The sequence below is a fragment of the Acinetobacter legionensis genome (assembly GCF_048551735.1).
Taxonomy (GTDB): Bacteria; Pseudomonadota; Gammaproteobacteria; order Pseudomonadales; family Moraxellaceae; genus Acinetobacter.
The window spans coordinates 1-854 of the sequence record NZ_JBIMBV010000076.1; the positions used below are offsets into that span (position 1 = coordinate 1).

Sequence of the window (854 nt, forward strand, 5' to 3'; positions counted from 1 at the left end):
GTTGAAGTAGTTGATGCCAAAGGCGGCTCAAAGAAAATTCAATATAATGATCTTGGGCAGATGGTGTCGTATACCGATTGTTCAGGGAAAAGTAGTGCTTGGGAATATGATGAAGACGGTACACTGACCGCACAAGCTGCTGCGGATGCACAACAGGTCCAGTATCTCTACAGTACTCAAGGTAAAGACCGAGGGCAGTTACAAGCAATCATTTATCCTGATGGATTAAAAGAACAATTTGAACATGATGAAGAAGGGCGTTTACTTAAGCATACTGATAGTAAAGGCTTAATCACCCAATATAAATACAATCAAGTCGGGCTATTAGCGCAACGGGTCGATGCCAATAGACACCAAATCGGCTACCAGTGGGATAAACAAGGTCGAATTCAAAAACTAAGCAATCAAAACCATGCCGAATATCTATTTGACTATAATCGTTTTGGGCAATTGGTGCGTGAACAAGCCTTTGATGGTGAAGAAAAGCATTTTACATATCATGACAATGGATTTTTATTTCAAATCCGCCAACCCAATATTCTGACTCAATTCGGCTATCATATGGATGGTTCGATCGCGTCAAAGACTTATACCCATTTGCAGACTCGGCATAGCCAAGTTGAAGAATTTGAATACAACTTAAATAACCAACTCAGCAAAGCGACCAATACAGAAAGCCAAATTGATTTTTATCGCAATCAACTTGGACAGTTGGTACGTGAGCATCAACACTATAAAGTACCGAATCTAACGCCACTCACAGCAGTATTACGTTATGAGTACGATGAATTGGGGAATTTGACTCAAACCATTCGTCCTGATGGACAAGTACAAGCCAATCTAAGTTATGGATC

1 pseudogene is annotated in these 854 nt (G+C 40.4%); it reads left to right on the forward strand.

The window, feature by feature from the left end:
• Positions 1-854: pseudogene (locus ACG9ZL_RS21065) on the forward strand (RHS repeat protein); the annotation flags it as partial.